The sequence below is a fragment of the Streptomyces sp. NRRL WC-3549 genome (assembly GCF_000721935.1).
Classification (GTDB): Bacteria; Actinomycetota; Actinomycetes; order Streptomycetales; family Streptomycetaceae; genus Streptomyces.
In genome coordinates this window covers 85,891-103,786 of sequence record NZ_KL585395.1, presented here as the reverse complement: position 1 = coordinate 103,786, position 17,896 = coordinate 85,891, and the positions used below count along the sequence as shown (strand labels likewise).

The following is a 17,896-nucleotide window of genomic DNA, read 5'->3' as shown; positions in this document are numbered from 1 at the left end:
GAGCCGTAGCCGGCCGGGTGGGCGCCCCGGATGCCGCGCTCGCCCGCGTCCGGCCAGTAGGTGTCCTGCAGTCCGAGGGGGCGGATGATCCGGTTCGTGATCTCCTCACCGAAGGGACGGCCCGTGACCTTTTCGACGAGCAGGCCCGCCAGGACGTAGTTGGTGTTGCTGTACTGCCACTTCGCGCCGGGTTCGAACACCGCCTTCTCGCTCAGGGCGAGGTCGACCATGTCCCGCGGGTTGTAGTAGGTGTCGCGGATCTCGAACGGGTCCGGGGCCAGCGACTGGGTGTAGTCGGGCAGGCCGCTGGTGTGCTGGAGCAGGTTCCGCACGGTGATCCGCGTCCCGTCGATGCCGTCGCCGTGGACCAGGCCCGGCAGGTACGTCTCGATCGGTTCGTCCAGATCGATCTCGCCCTCACCGGCCAACTGGAGTACGACCGCGGAAGTGAAGGGCTTGGTGTTGCTGCCGGCCCGTACCTGGCCGTTCACCGGCACGGCCGCACCGCTCTCCAGGTCACCGGTGCCGGCCGTGTAGTCGCGGACGCGTCCGTGGGTGTCCTCGACGGCGGCCAGTACGGCAGGGAAACCGTCCTCGCGCACCAGGTCCTTCGCGCCCTTGCTCACGGCGTCGCGGTTACCGGCGTGGCCCGGGGCGCCGTAGGCCAGGGAGCCGCTCACGGCCAGGCCACCGCCCAGGACCGCCAGCGCGGCCACCACCGACAGCACACGGCGCCCGTGACGCTTCTTCGGCATGTTCCGGGCGGAGGTGTGAAGACGAACGGACACGGGGGTTCCTTCCAACAGGGCTGTTCTGGCGACTCCTTGAGCATGTCGCGGACCGGCCGCCCGCTCGATGGCTTCAGCCTGCCGAAAGGGGGTGCACCTATCACCACCCCCGGCCGTGAGGGTTTCCCCAGCGTTCCGCCCCTGGACCGGCTCGTGATCGACGAGACGCCTGCGTGTGCTCGGTCCCATTGCCTTGCCGTTCTGACGCCGGCCGGTGATTCTGGGCGGGTGCCGGGACAAGGGAAGAGAAGGCAGCGGCAAGAGAACGCGCGGCAGCGGTCGGCTGCTCGCACAGCGCCGGACGCGGGGCGGTGGGAAGTGGTCGTTGAGACTGTGGACCAGGCGGAGACGCGTACGCGGTTGCGCCGTATCCGGGAGGCGGGAGTCGACGGGTCGATGATCCGGATCGACACGCTGTGCGGACGCCTGGGGCTGCCGACCACCTACCGGCTGAGCCGATTCGTGACGGACCCCGCCCCGGGGGCCGGGGACGAGCACCCTGATCACTGAGCTAGCGGCAGGCCAGGGCGAGTTGACGGATGCGGCAGGGGAGCGAACGGGACCCCTGCTGCCGGGGGCGGATGGACGTGGTCCCCGTGGCGCGATCACCGGCAGGCGGACGGCGGGGTGCTGTGGCGGCTGGTCCCATGGCCGGCCGATCAGCCCGCGCGGGCGACGGGGGTCACCTCACTCGGTGACCGGCTCCCCTTGGTGCGGGGCAGAGTCCAGTTCAGGCGTGGGATGTCGGTACGGGAGCGACTGACTTCCACGACCGCAGGCTCAAGGGTTCCTGATCGTGGCGCGCGCGGGTGCTGCGATCACAGGTCGTCAGGGGTTCCGTCGATCGCCGGTCCGCACCCGTCAGGAAGGTTGGCGGCGACCAACTCGTATGCCTCCTCAACGGTGTCGACCTCGCCGAGGACGGTTCTGCCGGAATCCAGACACACACGGTAACCACCCTCGGCCAGCCGGTAAGCCGTACCGACATCATGTGTCCAGGGCCACTGCGTGCACCGGCTCAGGTACAGAGCACCATGGCTGAGCATGGGGTGCAGCTGTCGCAAGGAGGGGTGGGCGTAAGCAGTACGGGGCACCTCGGGATTGATGAGATCGGGTTCACAGGACAGCACATCGGACCACTTCGCTGCCACGATCTCAGCGGCGCTTCGGACTTCTTCATTGCTTGCCATGGATTTTCCCCCGGGTGGAGAGGTCGGCGGTGTCCATGTAAGCCGTACATGACCGCTGGTGTCCCGTCCGCCGTGGGCGGATGGGGCACGGGTGGCGCAGTGCGACGGGACGTGCCGGGGTGCATGCCTCGAGTGGGCTGGTGGGTCGGAGAGGAAGAGTTGGGCACAGCAGGGCCTCGGCCGTCGTACGCATGCTCGCGGCTGGTCGACCTTGTGCGCACCGCCCGGGAGGAAGGGCAGGGGGAAACCTTCTGGAGCGGATCCGGTGCGGGCCACTCAACGGTGCCGGACAAAAAGGTAGCCCCCGACCGTCGGCCTGGGGCCTTCTCGCGGGGTGGGTGACGAGAACCGAACTCGCGCTCTGATCTCGGGAATCAAGGGGCCTTGGACTGCCGAAGGGGCTCTGGCCTTCGTGTCTGGTCGGCGTGGTCGAGGTCGGCATGGACTCCGGATGCCGTGCTCGACCGTTGTTGACCGCTCCGAAGGGCACGGACGAGGCACGAGGGTGACGGACGCCGGCCGAAGCGTTCTCGGCTCCACCCGCGGCCTGGACGAGGCGATCGTGGTCGCTCGACGAGTGACGGTCCCGCCGCGACGAGGCATGCCCGGTCCAGGTGGAACAGTCTCCGTGGCCCGCGGACCGGCGGGCGGTAGGAGGAGTCACAGGCAGGGCGTCACGACGGGCGCTGTCGTGACCGATTGCAGGTAGGAGGCCGCGCAGAGCTGGTGGTACTGCAGGCCCCCCAGTTTCTGGCGGATCTTTGCGACGTGGAACCGCACGGTGCGGCGGCTGATGCCGAGTTGCTCCGCCATCTCCTCGTAGGACGGGGCGCTCACCAGCAGCGAGAAGACCTCGGCCTCCCTGTCGCTGAGCGAGTCCGTCCTGGAGAGGGCCGCAGCGAGCGGTGACGGAAATGCTGCCGCCGGTCTGCTTGGATGTAAAGGACCTGTGATGTACATGCCCGTCATGATCGCACGTAGGGTGATCAGGCGAGTGCCTTCATTCCGATTCGGCCGGCCGATGCCGGCGTGCACCTCAGGACGCGGTGCTGATCGGACTCATCGAGCGGAAGCGCAGGTCACCGGTCTTGTTTCTGGCCGAAGCGGCACACGGCGGGGGCGCCCGTTCACCGGCGCGTCCGAGGTTCGCCGGGGCGGGAACACGTACCCGCTCGGCTTCCCTCAGGAAAGCAACGTGGCGGCCAGTTTCATCCGCTCCTCGTGCTGTCGACGGGCGAGGTCCAGCGTTTCGGCGTGCTTGTCGACCAACCGCTTCTGGTACGTGGTGGTCACCGCGTAGCGGACGCCGACCAGGTTGACTTCCTTCTTGCACGCGACATCCGCTGTAGCTGCCGTGATGGCGGCGGGCGAGGACAGTTCCTCGTTCTGGAAGCCGAGTTCGTCGGAAGCGTCCATGGGGTCGGTGACGGAGTACCCGGCCTTCTTCATGCAGTCCGACCACTTCTTGTCGTTCTCTCGCACACGGGAGTCCGCGCGGGACTGGGACTCCGCCTCGCTCCTGAGGTTGAAGACGTACATGATGTCCACGGCGTTCGGCTTCGGCGCGTAGAGCTTGAGGAACGCCTCGCGGCTGCAGCCGCCTACGGGAACGGCCTGGCCGTCGACCTTCTGGGTACTGCCGCCTTCGCGTTGGGCGGCCTCCTGGCTCATCGGCATGGATCGCGGGTCGGTGTCCTCCGCACCGCTGAGGACCAGACGCTCGGTGCTGGACAGGACAGGCCGGGCAGGACGCGTCTGTCTCGCCGCGGCGGAGGCCAGTGGGTTCTGGTATCCGTACCGGGCGACTTCCTTCACGTCGACCACACCGAAGACGTAGCGATTGTCCGTTGCCGGGGCCGTTCGCTGCGCGGGCGACGTATAGGAGAACCCGAACCGGGCCATGCACTGGGCCACGAGAGCGTCCTGCGCGCTGCTGAGCTTCTGCCGTTCTTCGGGCGTGGATTCATAGGTGCTCAGGGGGAAGTCGAGTTGCCTCGTCTCCAGCATGACCTGGATCTTCCCCAGACCGGGCTCGCCGACCGTGTCGCCGGACTCGGTGCCGCCGGCGCAGGCGGTCAGCATCAGTGTGCACGCAGCGGTCAGCGCAGGGGCGGTCCACCGGATGAAGGGGGAGGGCATTCGGGTCCTCGGAGAAGTTCTGAGAAGTCATGCGGCCGATGTCTCACCCGCGTGTGCCGGCTGGAACATCGGTCGTATGCCGTGTTGTCGGGTGGGGCGAGCTCTGTTCCTCAGCTGTTGGCTGCGGAGATCTCGTTCTTGAAGGTGCTGGAGGCATTGCCCTTGTAACCGCCCGGAATGGTGCCCCAGGACCCGTGATAGTTGGCGTCCGTGTAGACGTAGTAGTCGAAGACGCCGTCCCGGTTCCAGTAGGAAGCCGTGTTGTCGTTGGTGGTCTGGCCCGAGCCGCTGCAGCTTCCCTTGAACTTGTCGTCCGAGAAGTTGTTGTCACTGTCGTAGACGTCGAAGACGCAGCCGCCGTACCCGGAGTTGTAGTACAGGCCGAACTCGAACGTCTCGAGGACGCCGTCCTTGGAGCTGGCCGCGGCGCCGGGCGTGGTGCTGATCAGCAGACCGGCAGTCGCGGCAGCGATGGCTGCCAGCGACCCGAGGCGGTGGGTCATGCTTCTGGACATCGTGTCTCCTGGTGGGATTCCGTACGGCCCCCGGTCGGGAACGCCACGCAATCCAACTCACCGCCTGACGGGGTGTCTACTGGCGCGAGTGACAGTAGTGGCGTCCGCGACCGGCTGGTAGGTTGCCGAAGTCTCTGAGGGAATCGCCACGTGGGCAGTCGGCATGCCGAGCTCACGTTCCCCCGCCTTCCCCCCTTCCCCCTGTGTGGTCTCAGCCCAGGAGTCGCCGCATGCGCCCCACCCTTCTCGTCTGCGGAGCCGTTCTGGCGACTCTCGCGTTGACCGGCTGCTCCGGTTCGGCGGACAAGGCGGCCGAGCCGTCCGTCAGCCCGTCGGAGACGGTGAGCGCACAGGAGATCGCCTACTACCGCTGCCTGGAGGAGAACGGCCTCGTCCTGGAGGAGCCCAACCCGGGCCAGCTCCGCGTGGACAAGGACAAGAACACGGACGAGGCCGTGGCAGCGGAGGCCGAGGACAAGTGCCGGGACCTCCAGAAGGCGATACCCGACGCACCGGTCGACGAGGAGAGCCTGGCGGCGGCGATCGAGGCGAGTGTCTGTGTACGGGAAAAGGGCTTCGAGGACTATCCGGACCCCGACCCGAAGACCGGTGAGGTCGACCTGGAGGCCGCGGGGGTTTCGAGGAACCAGGAGCTGCGCGCCGCGCTGCGGGACTGTCTGCCGAAGGGTGACGGGGTGGGCGACGCCGTCGTCGGCGGCTGATCCGGTGGTGGGCAGGGCGGAGCGAAAGGCAGAGGTGGCGGGAGCTATGGAGCCGGAGGTGTCGGCCGGCTCCGCCGGAAGCTTGCGTAGGCGCCGCCGCTGGGTGGTCGTCGTGGCCGCCGGCGCGGCGTTGACAGCGCTGGGCGGACTGGGTGCCTCCTTGGTGATCAAGTCCCCGGCGCAGGCGGCGGCCGAAGCCGGACCGCCCCCCAGAGATGTGCTGACGGCTGCGGTGGAGGACCGGGTACTGGTGTCGTCGCTGATCACCCGGGGTCAGGTGGTCGCGGGGCAGACGGCGAGGATCGCCCCGCAGATCTCGGGCGGAGAAGGCGCCTCGGGCGCGGTGATCACCAAGATCGCGGCACAGGCAGGGGCCGAGGTGAAGCAGGGGCAGGTGCTGTTGGAGGTCGCCGGACGGCCGGTGTTCGCGCTCAAGGGCACCGTGCCGGTCTACCGTGACCTGCGGCCCGGTGCCACCGGTAAGGACGTCGCCCAGCTCCAGAAGGCGCTGCGGGGCCTCGGGTACGGAACCGAGGGCGACCCGGAGGGGACCTTCGGTACGGGAACCAAGGGCGCGTTGACTGCCTTCTACGCCTCGATCGGCTACGATCCGCAGCCCGCCCAGGACGACGGCGGAGCCGCACTGGACGCCGCCGAGGGGGCGGTGAAGGGTGCCGCACGCACCCTGGAGGACGCCGAGGACGCCGAGAACGCCGAGCTTCCCGGTGATGCCGCCGGGAGGGACGGCGGCGGAAGTCCGGACAAGGCCGTCGACCGTGCCAGAGAGGATCTCGCCGACGCTCGGCAGGCGTACGCCGAGGCTCAGGCGAAGTCCGGTCCGATGCTTCCGGCGGGCGAAGCGGTGTTCCTGGAGGGCTTTCCGGCCCGGGTGGGTTCGGTGCAGGGCCGGGTCGGCGACCAGGTGACGGGCACCGCCATGGTCCTCTCGTCGGGCCGCCTGCTGGTGGAGGCGTACGTACCCGAGTACCAGAAGGGGCTGCTCCGTCCCGGTCAGCCGGTGGAGATCCACTCCGAGATCAGCGGGGTGACCGCAACGGGGAAGGTGGAATCGGTTGCGGACACCATGGCCACGCCGGGGCGGTCTTCCAGTGCGGGCGGGGACCAGGGCGACGGCGCGGCCGACGCGGTCGGCAGGGAGTCCGGATACCTGGTGCGGGTCACGCCCGACAAGGCGCTCGTCCCCCGGCTGACCGGGCAGGACGTCCGGCTCACCATCGAGGCGGCGTCCACCGGCGACAAGGCTCTGGTGGTGCCCGTTACCGCGATCACCTCGGGCGCGGACGGCCGCACCGTGGTCACGGTGGTGGACGGCGACGGCGGGCAGCGCAGAGTGGAGGTCCGGCCCGGGACCAGCGGCGACGGGTACGTCGCCGTGGAACCGGTGGGGAAAGGCGCCCTGAAGGCCGGCGACCTGGTGGTCACGGGCGTCGACGCGGGCCGGTCGTCGTCGGACGCGGCGGGTGGGACGGCTCCATGACGTACGAACCCGCCGCGCCCGTCATCGAGTTCCGGCAGGTCGGGCTGACCTATCCGGGCCCGCCACCGGTCGTGGCCCTCACACCGTGCGATCTGACCGTTCGGCGCGGAGAGTTCGTCACTGTGGTCGGCCCGTCGGGATCCGGCAAGTCGACCTTCCTCAACATCATCGGCCTGCTCGACAGCCCCACGGGGGGCCGCTACCTGCTGGACGGTCTGGACACCTCCGTCCTCAAAGACGCCGAACGCACCGCGTTGCGCGGCCGACGGATCGGCTTCGTCTTCCAGTCCTTCCATCTGCTGCCGCACCGCAGCGCCCAGGAGAACGTCGAGCTGGCGCTCGTCTACAACGGGTGGCCCCACCGGACGCGCCGAGCGGACGCCCGGAAGGCACTGGAGCGGGTGGGCCTCGGCCATCGGGCCGCCGCAGTACCCACCCGGCTGTCGGGTGGCGAACGGCAACGAGTGGCGATCGCCCGTGCCCTGGTGGCCCGTCCCGCCCTGCTGCTGTGCGACGAGCCCACGGGCAACCTCGACACGGCCAACGCCCGGTCCGTGCTGGCCCTGCTGGACGAGTTGCACGCGGACGGCATGACGGTGCTGGTCATCACCCACGACACCGACGTGGCCCGGCGCGGCAGCCGTACCGTCGCGATCCGGGACGGCGTCCTGCGCGAGCAGCTTGCCGGGGCCCCCGCAGGCGGGCCGGAGGCCCTGTGAGCCGACTGCGCCGCCTGCTCCGACCCGGCCGCAGCACGTCCGGGCAGCCTGTGCCCTTGTCCGTTCTGCGCCTGAGGGACCTGCTGGGCGAGGCGTTCGCAGGCATGCTCCAGCGCCCCGGCCGCTCGGCGTTGACAGCGCTGGGTACGGTCCTGGGCGTCGGCACCTTCGTGGCGATCCTCGGCCTGACCGCGACCACGTCCTCACAGATCGACGGGCGCTTCAACGCACTGACCGCGACGGAGGTGACGGTCGAGGACATCGCCGCCGAGCAGGACCCGTACGCGGGGCCCGCGTTCCCCGCGGACGCGGACGACCGGATCGGCGGGCTCAACGGGGTCCAGGCCGCAGGCGTGTACTGGACCGTCCGCACCGGAGCCGACACACAGGTCCGGGCGGCTCTGGTCGGGGCGGGAACACAGGGGTCCGGTATCGATGTGGTCGCGGCCTCGCCGGGAGTCCTCCAGGCCGCACAGCCCACGATCGCCCAGGGGCGACTGTACGACCGGAGGATGGACGAGGACGGAGAGTTCGTCGCCGTCCTCGGTTCGGGGGTGGCCTCCCGGCTCGGCATCACCACGCTGCGGAGCCGCCCGGCCGTGTTCATCGGCGACCAGCCGTTCACCGTCGTCGGGATCATCGACGACACCCAGCGCAAGGCGGACCTGCTGCTGTCGGTGATCGTGCCGCGGACCACCGCCGAGAAGGTGTGGGATCAGCCGGAGAGCGGCGGGGCGTCGATGCTGGTGGCCACGGAGCTGGGAGCGGCCCGGCAGGTCGCCGAACTGGCGCCCACCGCGCTGCGGCCCGACCACCCCGAGTACCTGAAAGCCGTGCCGCCGCCCGACCCGAAGACCCTGCGGACGGGAGTGGGCGACGACCTGGGCCGGCTCTTCCTGCTGCTCGCCGCGATCTGCCTGGTCATCGGCGCCGTCGGAATCGCCAACACCACCCTGGTGGCAGTCCTGGAACGCACCGGCGAGATCGGGCTGCGGCGGGCCCTGGGGGCGCGGGGCCGGCACGTCATGGCGCAGTTCCTGGCCGAGTCCGGCGCGCTGGGCGCGCTCGGCGGACTCGTCGGCACCTCGCTGGGGGTGATCACGGTGGTAGCGGTCGCGGCCGCCCGTTCCTGGACCCCGGTCGTCCACCCGGTGACGGTCCTGGCCGCGCCTGTGATCGGCCTGATCACAGGCGTTCTCGCCGGCCTGTATCCCTCCTGGCGGGCCTCTCGCATCCAGCCCGCCGAGGCGCTGCGGCGCTGACGCCGGACGACAAGCGGACCGGCCTCAGCGGTCCTTACGTGCCCGGATGGCGGTGCGTCATCACACAGCGCGGTGGACGAGGCGAGCGGCGGGCCGTGATGCCATGGCGTCGAGTACCCAGGCAGAGCTGCCGGCAGGCTGTCAGGTCCGCAGACAACACTCCTGCGAGCATGAGGCGAGCCCAGCCGGCCGCTGCCCGGCCGGCGACGAAGCTACCAACACCCGGGCCGCTGACCTGGGGCTTTTCATGAAGCGGGTGACGAGAACCGAACTCGCGCTCTGAGCTTGGGGAGCAACGGTTGTCGGGCCGCTGGTTGGGCTCTGACATGTACTTTCCCGCGAGGAAACGTGGAGTGCCATGGTCTCTGGAAGCTGTACCTGACCGCTGTTGTCCAGCGGTGCGGCGGACCTTGCCAGGAGGCGTGCTCGGGGTGCGCCGGCGCGTCAGAGAGGAATGATGCGGACCTGGTCCCCGCAGAGTTTGGTCATGTCGTCGCTGTCGGAGGTCAGGAGGGCGACGGGTTTCGGCTGACGCAGGGCGACCTCGGCGACCGTGGCGTCGATGGCGTACTTGTGCCCGTGCAGCCCAGCACCTTTGAGGAGTTCCGCTGCTGCCTTCGCCGCTTGTTCGGTGACCGGCTCCACTTTGACGCGGGACAGAGCCCAGTTCAGGCGGGGCATGTTGGTACGGGAGTGGCTGACTTCCACGATGGTGTTGGCCCCGATCACCAGGTCGGCTCCCATGTCGTGGAAGACCTGAAGCATCGCGAGAAGCTTGCGGTCCTGGGCGATCCAGGCGGAGAGCCCTTCCGAGCCCAGAACGACTGTCTCGATGCGCTCGCTCACGCGGCGTCCGCGCCCTTGGAGGAGTCGGCGGAGCCGAAGATCTTCGCGCGGGCCTCGGCGAGTTCCTCGTCGTTGAAGGGTCCGTGCTCCTCCTCGTGGCGGCGGAGGTCGTCGCCCAGGAGCTGGTGCCGGATCTGGCGGGCTACGGCTTCCGCCACGTAGCCGGAGATGTTGTCCGTGAGCTTGCGGAGCTCCGCCACCTGGTCGCTGGGAAGCGTGACGGTGATACGAGTCGTCGAGGACATAAGTCAAAGCATACTGGAGTATGCACGCGCTTGCTCGGGTCTCTGGCCCCTAGCCTCGCGCTTTCGTGAAGCGGGCTGTCCGGCAGGCGGGCAGGAAGCAGAAAGTGCCTCTGACCAGCAAGAATGAGGATTGTCGAGGTCCTTGTTCCTGCCACCGCCGGAGGCACTTCCCAGGTGAACCACTCTATCGGGTCCTATCCCCGTGTCCGCGTCCAGGACGGCGGCCGCCAGGTCGTCTCCCAGGCCGGCTCGGTCCTGCTCGTCGAAACGGCCCATAAGACCGGTCTTGACCAGGCCATATCGCAGGCTCTGGCGCCGTGGCGCAAACCGCGGGCCGTCCACGATCCCGGCAAGGCCCTCTTGGACCTCGCTCTGGCGGTCGCGCTGGGCGGGGACTGCCTGGCGGACATCGCGATGCCGCGGTGTGAGCCGGCCGTCTTCGGCCCGGTCGCCTCCCTCCGGCGGCTGAGCGCGGGCACACGGCGGCGGTGCCGGGAGCGGCCTCAGCGGTCGGAGGGGAGGCTCGCGTCCGGTGCGGCGGCGGAGGGCCGGTGGCCAGCTTCTTCAAGGAGCGGGCCAGCGTGCTCACGCAGGGCCCAGGCCGGGCCCCCGGGCGGGCGCAGGTGGTAGGCAGTGGCGGAGCCCTCACCAGGGAGGGCGACCACCACCCCCACACGGTCCTCGCGGGCGCTGTCGGTGGCGAGGTCGCCAAGCCGGGGGGCGAAGGGAGCTGCGGTACCTAACCCGGCTCCCTGGGAGGGGAGGTGGGGAGAACGTCGTGGCGTCATGCCCTGAAGTTAGGGACAGGGCAACCCTCGAATATGAGCCGGAGGAATACGATCCTTATCCGTCCAGGTGAAAGCGGTCGGACATGCGCCGCAGCTTCTCCCGCGTGGCTGCTCGTTCCGCGTAGACGATGCTGCGAAGCGTCGAACGGGCGATGGGGTGGTTCCGTACGAGCTGGGGCGCGATCCGCTCGGCTGTCTCCAGTTCGGCCAGGGCCTTTCCCCGGTTCCCGTCCCACAACCAGGCTCGCGCGACATCCATGTGGTGGTGTCCCTGACGGGAGTTGGGCAGCGACCCGACCAGGTCTGGGCTGGTACGACGGTTTATCTCCAGCGCCTTGCCCTGCTTGCCCATCTCCAGGGCCACGCTGATCGCGTGGATCTGCACGTTCCCGGAGGAGAACGTCAGCGAATGACGGTCGTACACCGGCGCCCCGACATACGCGTCCATGCGCTCGGCAGCGTCCTTCGCGTGTCCGATCCTGTCCTCGGCCTCCGAGGCGCGGCCGGCTCGGGCGGCGGAGACCGCGGCCCGCAACTGAAGCGTGCCCCAGGCCCGTACGGCCAGCGGCTCGCCACGGTCGTACTCCTGCTCCACCGAGGTGATCGCCTTGTCCGAGAGCGCCAGAGCGTCGGCCCAGTCAGCCGTCGCCCACATGTCCCAGACCCTCATCCAGTCGGCGACGGCAGGCAGCACCGGATCTCCCGACAATCTGGCCGACCATGCGGCCCGCTCGCAGGCCATGGCGACCAGTTCGGGATGCCCGAGGGCGTGGGCGGCGGTGTGCGCGAACTTGCAGCACACGGCGTAGACGGCGTACGCCTCCTCTCGCTCGTGCCCCTCCGACTCCTGAGCCAGGGCGCGCGCCTCGCGGAACAGGTCCGGGAGAACTCGGAGAATCGCCATGTTGGAGGCGGTGTCCCGCAGGCGGTGCAGCCGGGTTACCTCACGCCACAGCTGTGATGCCGGTCGCGGAGCACCGTCGAAGACGGGGACGAGGTCGTAGCGGCGCAGCTCGCGCAGGATCGACGAGGCGGCAACCTGCCACTGGTTGTCGTCGGGTGAACTGCTGTACGGGCGTCCGATCAGGTCGTTGGGATGGACGTGCAGCTCCGCGGCCACCTGGTTGAGCAGCCCGACCCGGTCCAGCTCGATCAGGCCACGTTCCATCTTCGACACCCAGCCCTGCGACTTCCCCAGGGCCGTCGACAGGTCTGCCTGCGGCATGCCCAGCCGCAGTCTCGCCCTGCGAACGCGCTTGCCGATCTCCTCGGCTTCCTCCAGCATCAGGACACCTCCCGACCGCCGGACGATCCAGCGCGATCGCCGGTCTGTCCGTACAGAGTTCGTCTCCAGCACGGTACCCATGACGCGGCTTGTGCGTGAGTCGCGCTGCCGGGACAGGGTGCCACAACCGTGTCCCCTGCTTCGCCATGGAGGGCCGATACGAGGCAGGGGAGCTTTTGCCCCTCGGCGACCGGCTCGTCCGAGCCAGGTGCCCAGTCCTCCGCCGTTCCTGCTCCACGGCATCGGATCATGTTGATGAGGAACACCCCACGCCGCATTCGGCCGGAGGCAGCCAGTGACCATCGTGACCGTCTTGCACCCCGGAGCCATGGGCGCGGCGCTCATCGCTGAGTTAGTCGCCGGCAGCCATGAGGTGCTGTGGGTACCCAAGGGGCGCAGCGAGAACACGTGGCGCCGCGCGAGGGAGGTTCGCGCCACAGCTTGCGACTCGCTTGCGGAAGCGCTGTCCGGTAGCGCGGTCGTTCTCTCGGTCTGCCCACCGCAGGCGGCGGAGGCCGTGGCAGCGGCCGTGGCCGCGCATGCCTTCGCTGGGGTGTACGTCGACGTCAATGCCATCAGTCCCCAGCGCGTGCAGCGCATCGCAGAGAAGATCCGTCCCGGCTCCGAGGTCGTCGACGGCGCCGTCTTCGGTCCGCCGCCAGGTGAAGGGCGTACGGCACGGCTCTATCTCGCGGGTGCCGGCTCCGCCGTCGACCTGGTGGAGCCGCTGTTCGCGAGCTCCTCGCTGGAAGTGCGCCGGGCAGGCGAGGCCATCGGTTCCGACCTCCGCCCTGAAGATGGCCTTCGCCAGTTACCAGAAGGCCGCTCGTACTCTCGCAGGCGTCTCCCACGCGCTCGCACACGCCCATGGAGTCGGGGACCAGCTCACGGCTGAAGCCGAGATCATGGTCTCCGCGATCCTCTCCGATCCGGAGTATTTGCCGAGCGTGGCGGCCCGAGCCTGGCGCTGGGCCCCCAAAATGGAAGAGGTCGCCGATACTCTCCGTGCGGCTGACCTGCCCACGGACATGGCCGAGGCCACGGCCCGGCCGCTGGCCTGGGGCTTTCATGTGGAGCGGGTGACGAGAATTGAACTCGCGCTCTGAGCTTGGGAATCACCCGACACCTGAGCCAACAGAAGGCTGTGAACTGCGATGATGTGCCTCTCGCGGGGTGCCGCCGGGGTCTGCGGAAGGTCGCTGTTGACCGCTGTTGACCGCCCTGACTGGCACGTAGTGGCACGCGCCGTTCGGGGCTCGTGCCCTGCGCCGAAATCCACTGTGCGGATCTTCTTCGGAGTGCTGGGATGGGTGTATGAGTCTCTTGTCGGCCGGGGCGGCCGAGGTCGTCGTCCGTGTCCTTGTCCGTGATCTGACGCCCGCTGATCTGTCGGCCTGTGCATGGTCCGGCTCGGCGACCCATCTGGTGCAGGTGGCACGTGAGTTGGAGCGTGCAGCGGCTGGGGAGGTGGACTATCTGGCGGTCTGTACTCCGGTGGGTCTTCCGGTGGCGATCGGTGGCGTCGACTATCAGGTCGCGGTCGGTGCCGGCACGCTGTGGCAGCTCGGGGTGCTCCCGGCCCTCCAGTCGTGCGGTCTGGGCACCGTGCTCATCCGCGCCGCGGAGGACCGCATCAGATCACGCGGTCTGCGGCGTGCGGAACTCGGGGTGGAGGAGAGCAATCCACGCGCCCGGGTGCTGTACGAACGCCTGGGGTACGTGGCCTACGGCAGCCGGCCGGATGCCTGGGACGTGGAGGCGCCGGACGGTTCGCTGCGCCGGTACGAGACCATGTGCACGCTGATGCGCAGGGACTTGTCTTAGGGGGGACAGCGTGGCCGTGGATGTGTGGACTTCGGTCCTCTCGCTCACGGGTGTCGCGCTCGGTGGCGGGCTGACGGCCCTCTCCCAGCGTGTCACCCAGCGCTCCGCGGAGCGGGCCGAGGAACGGCGGCTGCGGACGGCCACCGGCGAGGCGCGCCGGGCCGAACAGCTGCATGCGATCAAGGAATTCATCGCATGCGCCCAGGAGGCCGAACGAGCGGCCTACAACCGCCCTGATGCATGGGGCGATGACGACGGCGGCTGGAGTGGGTCCGCCGGCGCCACCATGACCACACTCTGGGTCGCCGAGCGGCACCTCGTGCTGCTCTGTGATCCGGACCTGCACTCCTCTGTCCATGCGTATGCTCGCGCACTCAACCAAGCGGTATGGCGCGAGATCGGCGACACCGAGGTCAACGAACACTTGGAGGAGCACAAGGCCGCCTTCATGACCGCAGCCCGCGCAAGCCTGTCCTCCCCGCCAGGCCAGGCGCCATGAGCTCCGAGCCGACGGTGATCCCCGCAGGACTCGTCGTACTCGTCGGACCGCCGGCCTCGGGCAAGACCGCCTTCGTCCGTGAGCTGGTCGCTCAGGGGAGTCTCGACCCGGAAGCCGTTGTCTCCAGTGACGAAATCCGTGCGGAGTTCTTCGGGGGCGAGCCGGTGGATGCCGCCTCCGACACGGTTGACGCGCGGGTCTTCGACGAGCGTGACCGTCGGATCACCGACAGACTCGCTGCGGGCCGCATCGCGGTCGCCGAATCGACGAACGTCACACCCCAGGCACGCGCACGCCTGGTGGCCATTGCTGAACGATTCGGTGCACCGGTGACCGTGCTGCGCTTCCCCCAGGACGAGGCGGACCTTCTCAGACAGAACGAGGAGCGGGAGAGGAACGACGTCTCTGCTGCGGACGTCAGCGCTTACGCCGCCATCATGAGGCGGGATGCGAACGGTACCCGGCTGCGCGTGGAAGGTGCTGCCTTCGTGTACGACGTCCCCGGTCGGGGGCAAGGGGTCACGCCTGCGGAAGCCGCCCGGCGATTCACGTTCTGCCTGCCTCGAGCTGCCCTGGAGCGAGCAGATCTTGCAGGTGTGCGAGTTGGGGCACGTGGAGGGCACGGCAGGGCGTGAGAATTCTAGACAACAAAGAAGCCCCCGGCCGCTGGCCTGGGGCTTTTTCGTGGAGCGGGTGACGAGAATCGAACTCGCGCTCTGAGCTTGGGAAGCTCATGTTCTACCATTAAACTACACCCGCGAAGCGCGCCACCGAGTGGCAGTGCATCGCCGCACACTCTACCCCATCGCAGACCCCCGGCGTGTCCGCCGCGGGGTCTGCGTGCGGTGCGCGGGTGTTCGGCGGGGGTGGACGCGGTGGTGGCGGGCGGGAGTTGGGGGCGTAGCGTGGGTGGGCGGAGTGCCGCGTGGAGTGGCGTCCTCTTCATCCCCTAATGTGGCGGTCTCGTCCATGGCTGGTTGGGGAAGGGACTTGATGGAGTCGATGGAGCGCACCGTCGTCCGCTGTGCCGAAGGGCACGTTTTCGCTACCTCGTCGTTCCCGATGCAGCATCTCGGGTCCGGCCGGATCGGGCCCGGGCGGTTGCTCCGGTGTCCGCGTTGCGCCCGGTTGAGGCAGGCCGTTCCGGTGTTGTCCGAGCGGCGGTAGCGAGCGGTAGCAGGTGGCGTAGGCAGACGCGCGGGTGGTCCGGTTGGGGACGGCTCGCGCGTTCTGCGTATCCTCGGTACGTGCTTCTCTCAGACAAGGACCTCCGGGCCGAGATCGACGCCGGGCGGGTCCGTATCGACCCGTTCGACGCTTCGATGGTGCAGCCCTCGAGCATCGATGTGCGGCTCGACCGCTACTTCCGGGTGTTCGAGAACCACCGTTATCCGCATATCGATCCCGCGGTCGAGCAGACCGATCTGACCCGTCTCGTCGAGCCGGACGGCGACGAGGCGTTCATCCTGCACCCCGGGGAATTCGTCCTGGCCTCGACGTACGAGGTCATCTCGCTGCCCGACGATCTCGCCTCCCGGCTGGAGGGCAAGAGTTCGCTGGGGCGGCTGGGGCTGGTGACGCATTCGACGGCCGGGTTCATCGACCCCGGTTTCTCCGGTCATGTGACGCTGGAGCTGTCGAATCTGGCGACGCTGCCCATAAAGCTCTGGCCGGGTATGAAGATCGGGCAGCTGTGCATGTTCCGGCTGACCTCGTCGTCGGAGTTCCCGTACGGCTCCGAGCGGTACGGATCGCGCTACCAGGGGCAGCGGGGGCCGACCGCCTCGCGTTCGTACAAGAACTTCCATCGGACACAGGTGTGATGCGCTATGGCTGGTGAGACACGGGAGAACCTGACGTACGAGGGCTTCGGGCGCGCCGTACGCGAGCTGGCGCAGACGGTCGCCGACGACGGGTACGTGCCCGACGTCGTGCTGAGCATCGCGCGCGGCGGGGTGTTCGTCGCCGGGGGTCTGGCGTACGCGCTGGACTGCAAGAACATCCACCTCGTGAACGTCGAGTTCTACACCGGTGTCGGGACCACCCTGGAGATGCCGGTCATGCTGGCGCCGGTCCCCAACGCCATCGACTTCACGCGGAAGAAGGTCCTGATCGCCGACGACGTCGCCGACACCGGCAAGACGCTGAAGCTGGTCCGGGACTTCTGCATTGACCATGTGGCCGAGGTGCGCAGCGCGGTCATCTACGAGAAGCCGCAGTCGCTCGTGAAATGCGAGTACGTGTGGAAGTCCACCGACCGCTGGATCAACTTCCCGTGGAGCGTGGAGAAGCCCGTGGTCCGTCGTGACGGGCAGGTTCTCGACTCGTAGTCCCTGTGGCCTCCGCAGGCTGCGGACGCGGAACAAGGACGAGCGGAACCAAGGACGAGCGGAACCAAGGACGAGCGGAACAGAGACGGAAGGGCCCCGGGACCGCTTCACGCGGTACCGGGGCCCTTCGGCATCCGGGGCGTCCGGGGCGCCAGGGGTCAGATCGTGCCGAGCTTGATGATCGACAGGAGCGCGATCAGCTGGATCGCCGAGGCGCCCAGCGCCTTCGGCCACGGCAGGTCGTGCGACTTGCTCACCATCGACGTGAACAGCGCGCCGGCCGCGAGCCAGGTGACCCATCCGAGGATCTGCACCAGGGAGTTCTCACCGCCCAGGAACAGGGCGAACACCAGCCGGGGCGCGTCCGTGACCGACATGATCAGCATGGACAGGCCCACGGTCGGCTGCCAGGAGCCGTTGCCGCCGAGCTGGCGGGCCAGGGTGTGGGTGACCGCTCCGAGGACCAGGCCGCCGATGACGAACCCGACGCCCGTGAAGACGACGTACGGGGCTGCGGTGGACACCTCCGCGTGGATCGCCTCGTCCCGGGCCTGGTCGAAGCCGAACAGCGCGAGCAGCCCGTAGACGAAGGTGACGATCAGCGCGGGCCCCCACACCGGGTAGTCCCGCATCTGCCAGAACGTCGGCCCCGGGCGCAGCACGATGCCGCTCAGCAGCTGCTTCCAGCCCAGCCGCGGTCCGGCGGGCGGGGCCGGGGCGTTGCCGGCGTGGTAGGTGCTGCCCTCGCCGTACGGGTCCTCGTCGATACGGAACGCCTGGGTGTGGCCCGAGGCGTTGGCGTACGGGTCCTGCTGCGGAGGCTGGTGGTACGGGTCGCCGAAGTACTCGGGCTCCCCGTGGCCGCCACCGTGCCCGGCGCCTCCGTGTCCCCCGCCCGTGTGCCCGGCACCGTACGGGGCGCCCTGGGGCCCGCCGTACGGTGTGCCGCCGCCCCCCGCCGGGGGCCACGCCTGACCGCCGTACGGCGGCGATGACGGCGCCTGCCCGTACGGCGGCTGCTGCTGCGGGTGTTGTTGCGGTGTGCGGTTGTCCCGGCCGCGTCCGATCCTGAATCCAGCCACCCGTCGAACGTACCTGGTCCCGGTGGGCCGAGTGCGGGGGCCGGGGGAAAGGGGTGCCATTGCGGCCTACCTGTGACATCCCCTAAGGGGACCCCGGGGGGCCTTCCCCACCCCCCCCCACGCCCGCAGGCACCCCGGGACGTACGGAAGCGGCCGGGCCTGCC

At 69.1% G+C, this 17,896-nt stretch carries 19 protein-coding genes, 1 tRNA gene and 3 pseudogenes; 13 read left to right on the top strand and 10 right to left on the bottom strand.

Annotated elements, in window-relative coordinates:
* A partial coding sequence (locus tag IH13_RS0113270; protein ID WP_234433285.1) for a serine hydrolase domain-containing protein occupies positions 1-788 on the bottom strand: 788 nt, incomplete at its 3' end.
* Between the two features lie 318 nt (positions 789-1,106).
* Between IH13_RS0113270 and IH13_RS0113265 the strand changes: the two genes are divergently transcribed.
* Positions 1,107-1,298 (top strand): hypothetical protein, encoded by a 192-nt coding sequence (locus IH13_RS0113265; RefSeq protein ID WP_234433284.1) that lies wholly within the window; start codon positions 1,107-1,109, stop codon positions 1,296-1,298.
* Positions 1,291-1,460, top strand: a pseudogene (locus tag IH13_RS46065) (transposase); the annotation flags it as partial. The gene IH13_RS0113265 and the pseudogene IH13_RS46065, both read left to right, overlap by 8 nt.
* A 146-nt stretch (positions 1,461-1,606) precedes the next feature.
* Here the strand turns inward: IH13_RS46065 and IH13_RS40770 are convergent.
* The 4 genes from IH13_RS40770 to IH13_RS0113250 all read right to left on the bottom strand — a co-directional run bounded on the left by IH13_RS40770 (position 1,607) and on the right by IH13_RS0113250 (position 4,632).
* Positions 1,607-1,978, bottom strand: coding sequence for a DUF6193 family natural product biosynthesis protein (locus tag IH13_RS40770; protein ID WP_082317595.1), 372 nt, complete (start codon positions 1,976-1,978; stop codon positions 1,607-1,609).
* Between the two features lie 660 nt (positions 1,979-2,638).
* Positions 2,639-2,938 carry a helix-turn-helix domain-containing protein gene (locus IH13_RS0113260; RefSeq protein WP_158791155.1) on the bottom strand — a complete coding sequence of 100 codons (300 nt, stop codon included), beginning with the start codon at positions 2,936-2,938 and terminating at the stop codon, positions 2,639-2,641.
* A gap of 222 nt (positions 2,939-3,160) precedes the next feature.
* Entirely contained in the window at positions 3,161-4,117 is a 957-nt protein-coding gene (locus tag IH13_RS0113255) for a hypothetical protein (protein ID WP_031084075.1), read from the bottom strand.
* 110 nt (positions 4,118-4,227) lie between these two features.
* On the bottom strand, positions 4,228-4,632 hold the full coding sequence (locus IH13_RS0113250) for a peptidase inhibitor family I36 protein (protein WP_082317594.1): 405 nt from the start codon (positions 4,630-4,632) through the stop codon (positions 4,228-4,230).
* A gap of 230 nt (positions 4,633-4,862) precedes the next feature.
* Here IH13_RS0113250 and IH13_RS43940 point away from each other — a divergent pair, with 230 nt between their 5' ends.
* The 4 genes from IH13_RS43940 to IH13_RS0113230 all read left to right on the top strand — a co-directional run bounded on the left by IH13_RS43940 (position 4,863) and on the right by IH13_RS0113230 (position 8,833).
* Positions 4,863-5,354: a hypothetical protein gene (locus tag IH13_RS43940; protein ID WP_031084071.1), complete on the top strand. Its 492-nt coding sequence runs from the start codon at positions 4,863-4,865 to the stop codon at positions 5,352-5,354.
* A gap of 82 nt (positions 5,355-5,436) precedes the next feature.
* Complete coding sequence (locus tag IH13_RS0113240; protein ID WP_037841288.1) at positions 5,437-6,852, top strand: peptidoglycan-binding protein; 1,416 nt, start codon at positions 5,437-5,439, stop codon at positions 6,850-6,852.
* Positions 6,849-7,571 carry an ABC transporter ATP-binding protein gene (locus IH13_RS0113235; protein ID WP_031084067.1) on the top strand — a complete coding sequence of 241 codons (723 nt, stop codon included), beginning with the start codon at positions 6,849-6,851 and terminating at the stop codon, positions 7,569-7,571. Before IH13_RS0113240 ends, IH13_RS0113235 begins: the two co-directional genes overlap by 4 nt.
* 56 nt (positions 7,572-7,627) lie before the next feature.
* Positions 7,628-8,833 carry an ABC transporter permease gene (locus tag IH13_RS0113230; RefSeq protein WP_420713356.1) on the top strand — a complete coding sequence of 402 codons (1,206 nt, stop codon included), beginning with the start codon at positions 7,628-7,630 and terminating at the stop codon, positions 8,831-8,833.
* 444 nt (positions 8,834-9,277) lie between these two features.
* Here IH13_RS0113230 and IH13_RS0113225 read toward each other — a convergent pair whose 3' ends face one another.
* Positions 9,278-9,679, bottom strand: coding sequence for a hypothetical protein (locus IH13_RS0113225; RefSeq protein WP_031084063.1), 402 nt, complete (start codon positions 9,677-9,679; stop codon positions 9,278-9,280).
* Entirely contained in the window at positions 9,676-9,924 is a 249-nt protein-coding gene (locus IH13_RS0113220; protein ID WP_031084062.1) for a type II toxin-antitoxin system CcdA family antitoxin, read from the bottom strand. The genes IH13_RS0113225 and IH13_RS0113220 overlap by 4 nt, the downstream gene beginning before the upstream one ends.
* A 174-nt stretch (positions 9,925-10,098) precedes the next feature.
* On the opposite strand from IH13_RS0113220, the pseudogene IH13_RS0113215 reads away from it, so the two are divergent.
* Positions 10,099-10,380, top strand: a pseudogene (locus IH13_RS0113215) (transposase); the annotation flags it as partial.
* Between the two features lie 387 nt (positions 10,381-10,767).
* Here IH13_RS0113215 and IH13_RS0113210 read toward each other — a convergent pair.
* A complete protein-coding gene (locus IH13_RS0113210; RefSeq protein ID WP_031084058.1) occupies positions 10,768-11,997 on the bottom strand; it encodes a helix-turn-helix domain-containing protein in 1,230 nt (409 codons plus the stop codon).
* A 295-nt stretch (positions 11,998-12,292) separates the two neighbouring features.
* On the opposite strand from IH13_RS0113210, the pseudogene IH13_RS37375 reads away from it, so the two are divergent.
* From IH13_RS37375 to IH13_RS0113190, 4 genes and pseudogenes are all read left to right on the top strand, one after another.
* A pseudogene (locus IH13_RS37375) lies at positions 12,293-13,058 on the top strand (DUF1932 domain-containing protein); the annotation flags it as partial.
* Positions 13,059-13,311: 253 nt separating this feature from the next.
* The gene (locus tag IH13_RS0113200; protein ID WP_031084057.1) at positions 13,312-13,821 is read left to right on the top strand and encodes a GNAT family N-acetyltransferase; all 510 of its coding nucleotides are present in this window, start codon (positions 13,312-13,314) and stop codon (positions 13,819-13,821) included.
* A gap of 10 nt (positions 13,822-13,831) precedes the next feature.
* Positions 13,832-14,320: a hypothetical protein gene (locus IH13_RS0113195; protein WP_031084055.1), complete on the top strand. Its 489-nt coding sequence runs from the start codon at positions 13,832-13,834 to the stop codon at positions 14,318-14,320.
* Positions 14,317-14,955: an ATP-binding protein gene (locus IH13_RS0113190; protein ID WP_199814646.1), complete on the top strand. Its 639-nt coding sequence runs from the start codon at positions 14,317-14,319 to the stop codon at positions 14,953-14,955. The genes IH13_RS0113195 and IH13_RS0113190 overlap by 4 nt, the downstream gene beginning before the upstream one ends.
* 50 nt (positions 14,956-15,005) lie before the next feature.
* On the opposite strand, the gene IH13_RS0113185 is transcribed toward IH13_RS0113190, so the two are convergent.
* Positions 15,006-15,079, bottom strand: a tRNA-Gly gene (locus IH13_RS0113185).
* Positions 15,080-15,567: 488 nt separating this feature from the next.
* Here IH13_RS0113185 and dcd point away from each other — a divergent pair.
* Together dcd and IH13_RS0113170 are read left to right on the top strand one after the other, a co-directional pair.
* Positions 15,568-16,143 (top strand): dCTP deaminase, encoded by a 576-nt coding sequence (dcd, locus tag IH13_RS0113175; protein ID WP_031084052.1) that lies wholly within the window; start codon positions 15,568-15,570, stop codon positions 16,141-16,143.
* 6 nt (positions 16,144-16,149) lie between these two features.
* On the top strand, positions 16,150-16,650 hold the full coding sequence (locus tag IH13_RS0113170) for a phosphoribosyltransferase (protein WP_031084050.1): 501 nt from the start codon (positions 16,150-16,152) through the stop codon (positions 16,648-16,650).
* A 158-nt stretch (positions 16,651-16,808) separates the two neighbouring features.
* On the opposite strand, the gene IH13_RS0113165 is transcribed toward IH13_RS0113170, so the two are convergent.
* Complete coding sequence (locus IH13_RS0113165) at positions 16,809-17,732, bottom strand: Yip1 family protein (RefSeq protein WP_031084048.1); 924 nt, start codon at positions 17,730-17,732, stop codon at positions 16,809-16,811.
* Positions 17,733-17,896: the final 164 nt, after the last annotated feature.

Coding starts and splice junctions, on each gene's coding strand:
- IH13_RS40770 (WP_082317595.1), bottom strand. CDS start 1,978: ATGGCAAGCAATGAAGAAGTCCGAAGCGCCGCTGAGATCGTGGCAGCG.
- IH13_RS0113260 (WP_158791155.1), bottom strand. CDS start 2,938: ATGTACATCACAGGTCCTTTACATCCAAGCAGACCGGCGGCAGCATTT.
- IH13_RS0113255 (WP_031084075.1), bottom strand. CDS start 4,117: ATGCCCTCCCCCTTCATCCGGTGGACCGCCCCTGCGCTGACCGCTGCG.
- IH13_RS0113250 (WP_082317594.1), bottom strand. CDS start 4,632: ATGTCCAGAAGCATGACCCACCGCCTCGGGTCGCTGGCAGCCATCGCT.
- IH13_RS43940 (WP_031084071.1), top strand. CDS start 4,863: ATGCGCCCCACCCTTCTCGTCTGCGGAGCCGTTCTGGCGACTCTCGCG.
- IH13_RS0113235 (WP_031084067.1), top strand. CDS start 6,849: ATGACGTACGAACCCGCCGCGCCCGTCATCGAGTTCCGGCAGGTCGGG.
- IH13_RS0113220 (WP_031084062.1), bottom strand. CDS start 9,924: ATGTCCTCGACGACTCGTATCACCGTCACGCTTCCCAGCGACCAGGTG.
- IH13_RS0113210 (WP_031084058.1), bottom strand. CDS start 11,997: ATGCTGGAGGAAGCCGAGGAGATCGGCAAGCGCGTTCGCAGGGCGAGA.
- IH13_RS0113200 (WP_031084057.1), top strand. CDS start 13,312: ATGAGTCTCTTGTCGGCCGGGGCGGCCGAGGTCGTCGTCCGTGTCCTT.
- IH13_RS0113190 (WP_199814646.1), top strand. CDS start 14,317: ATGAGCTCCGAGCCGACGGTGATCCCCGCAGGACTCGTCGTACTCGTC.
- IH13_RS0113170 (WP_031084050.1), top strand. CDS start 16,150: ATGGCTGGTGAGACACGGGAGAACCTGACGTACGAGGGCTTCGGGCGC.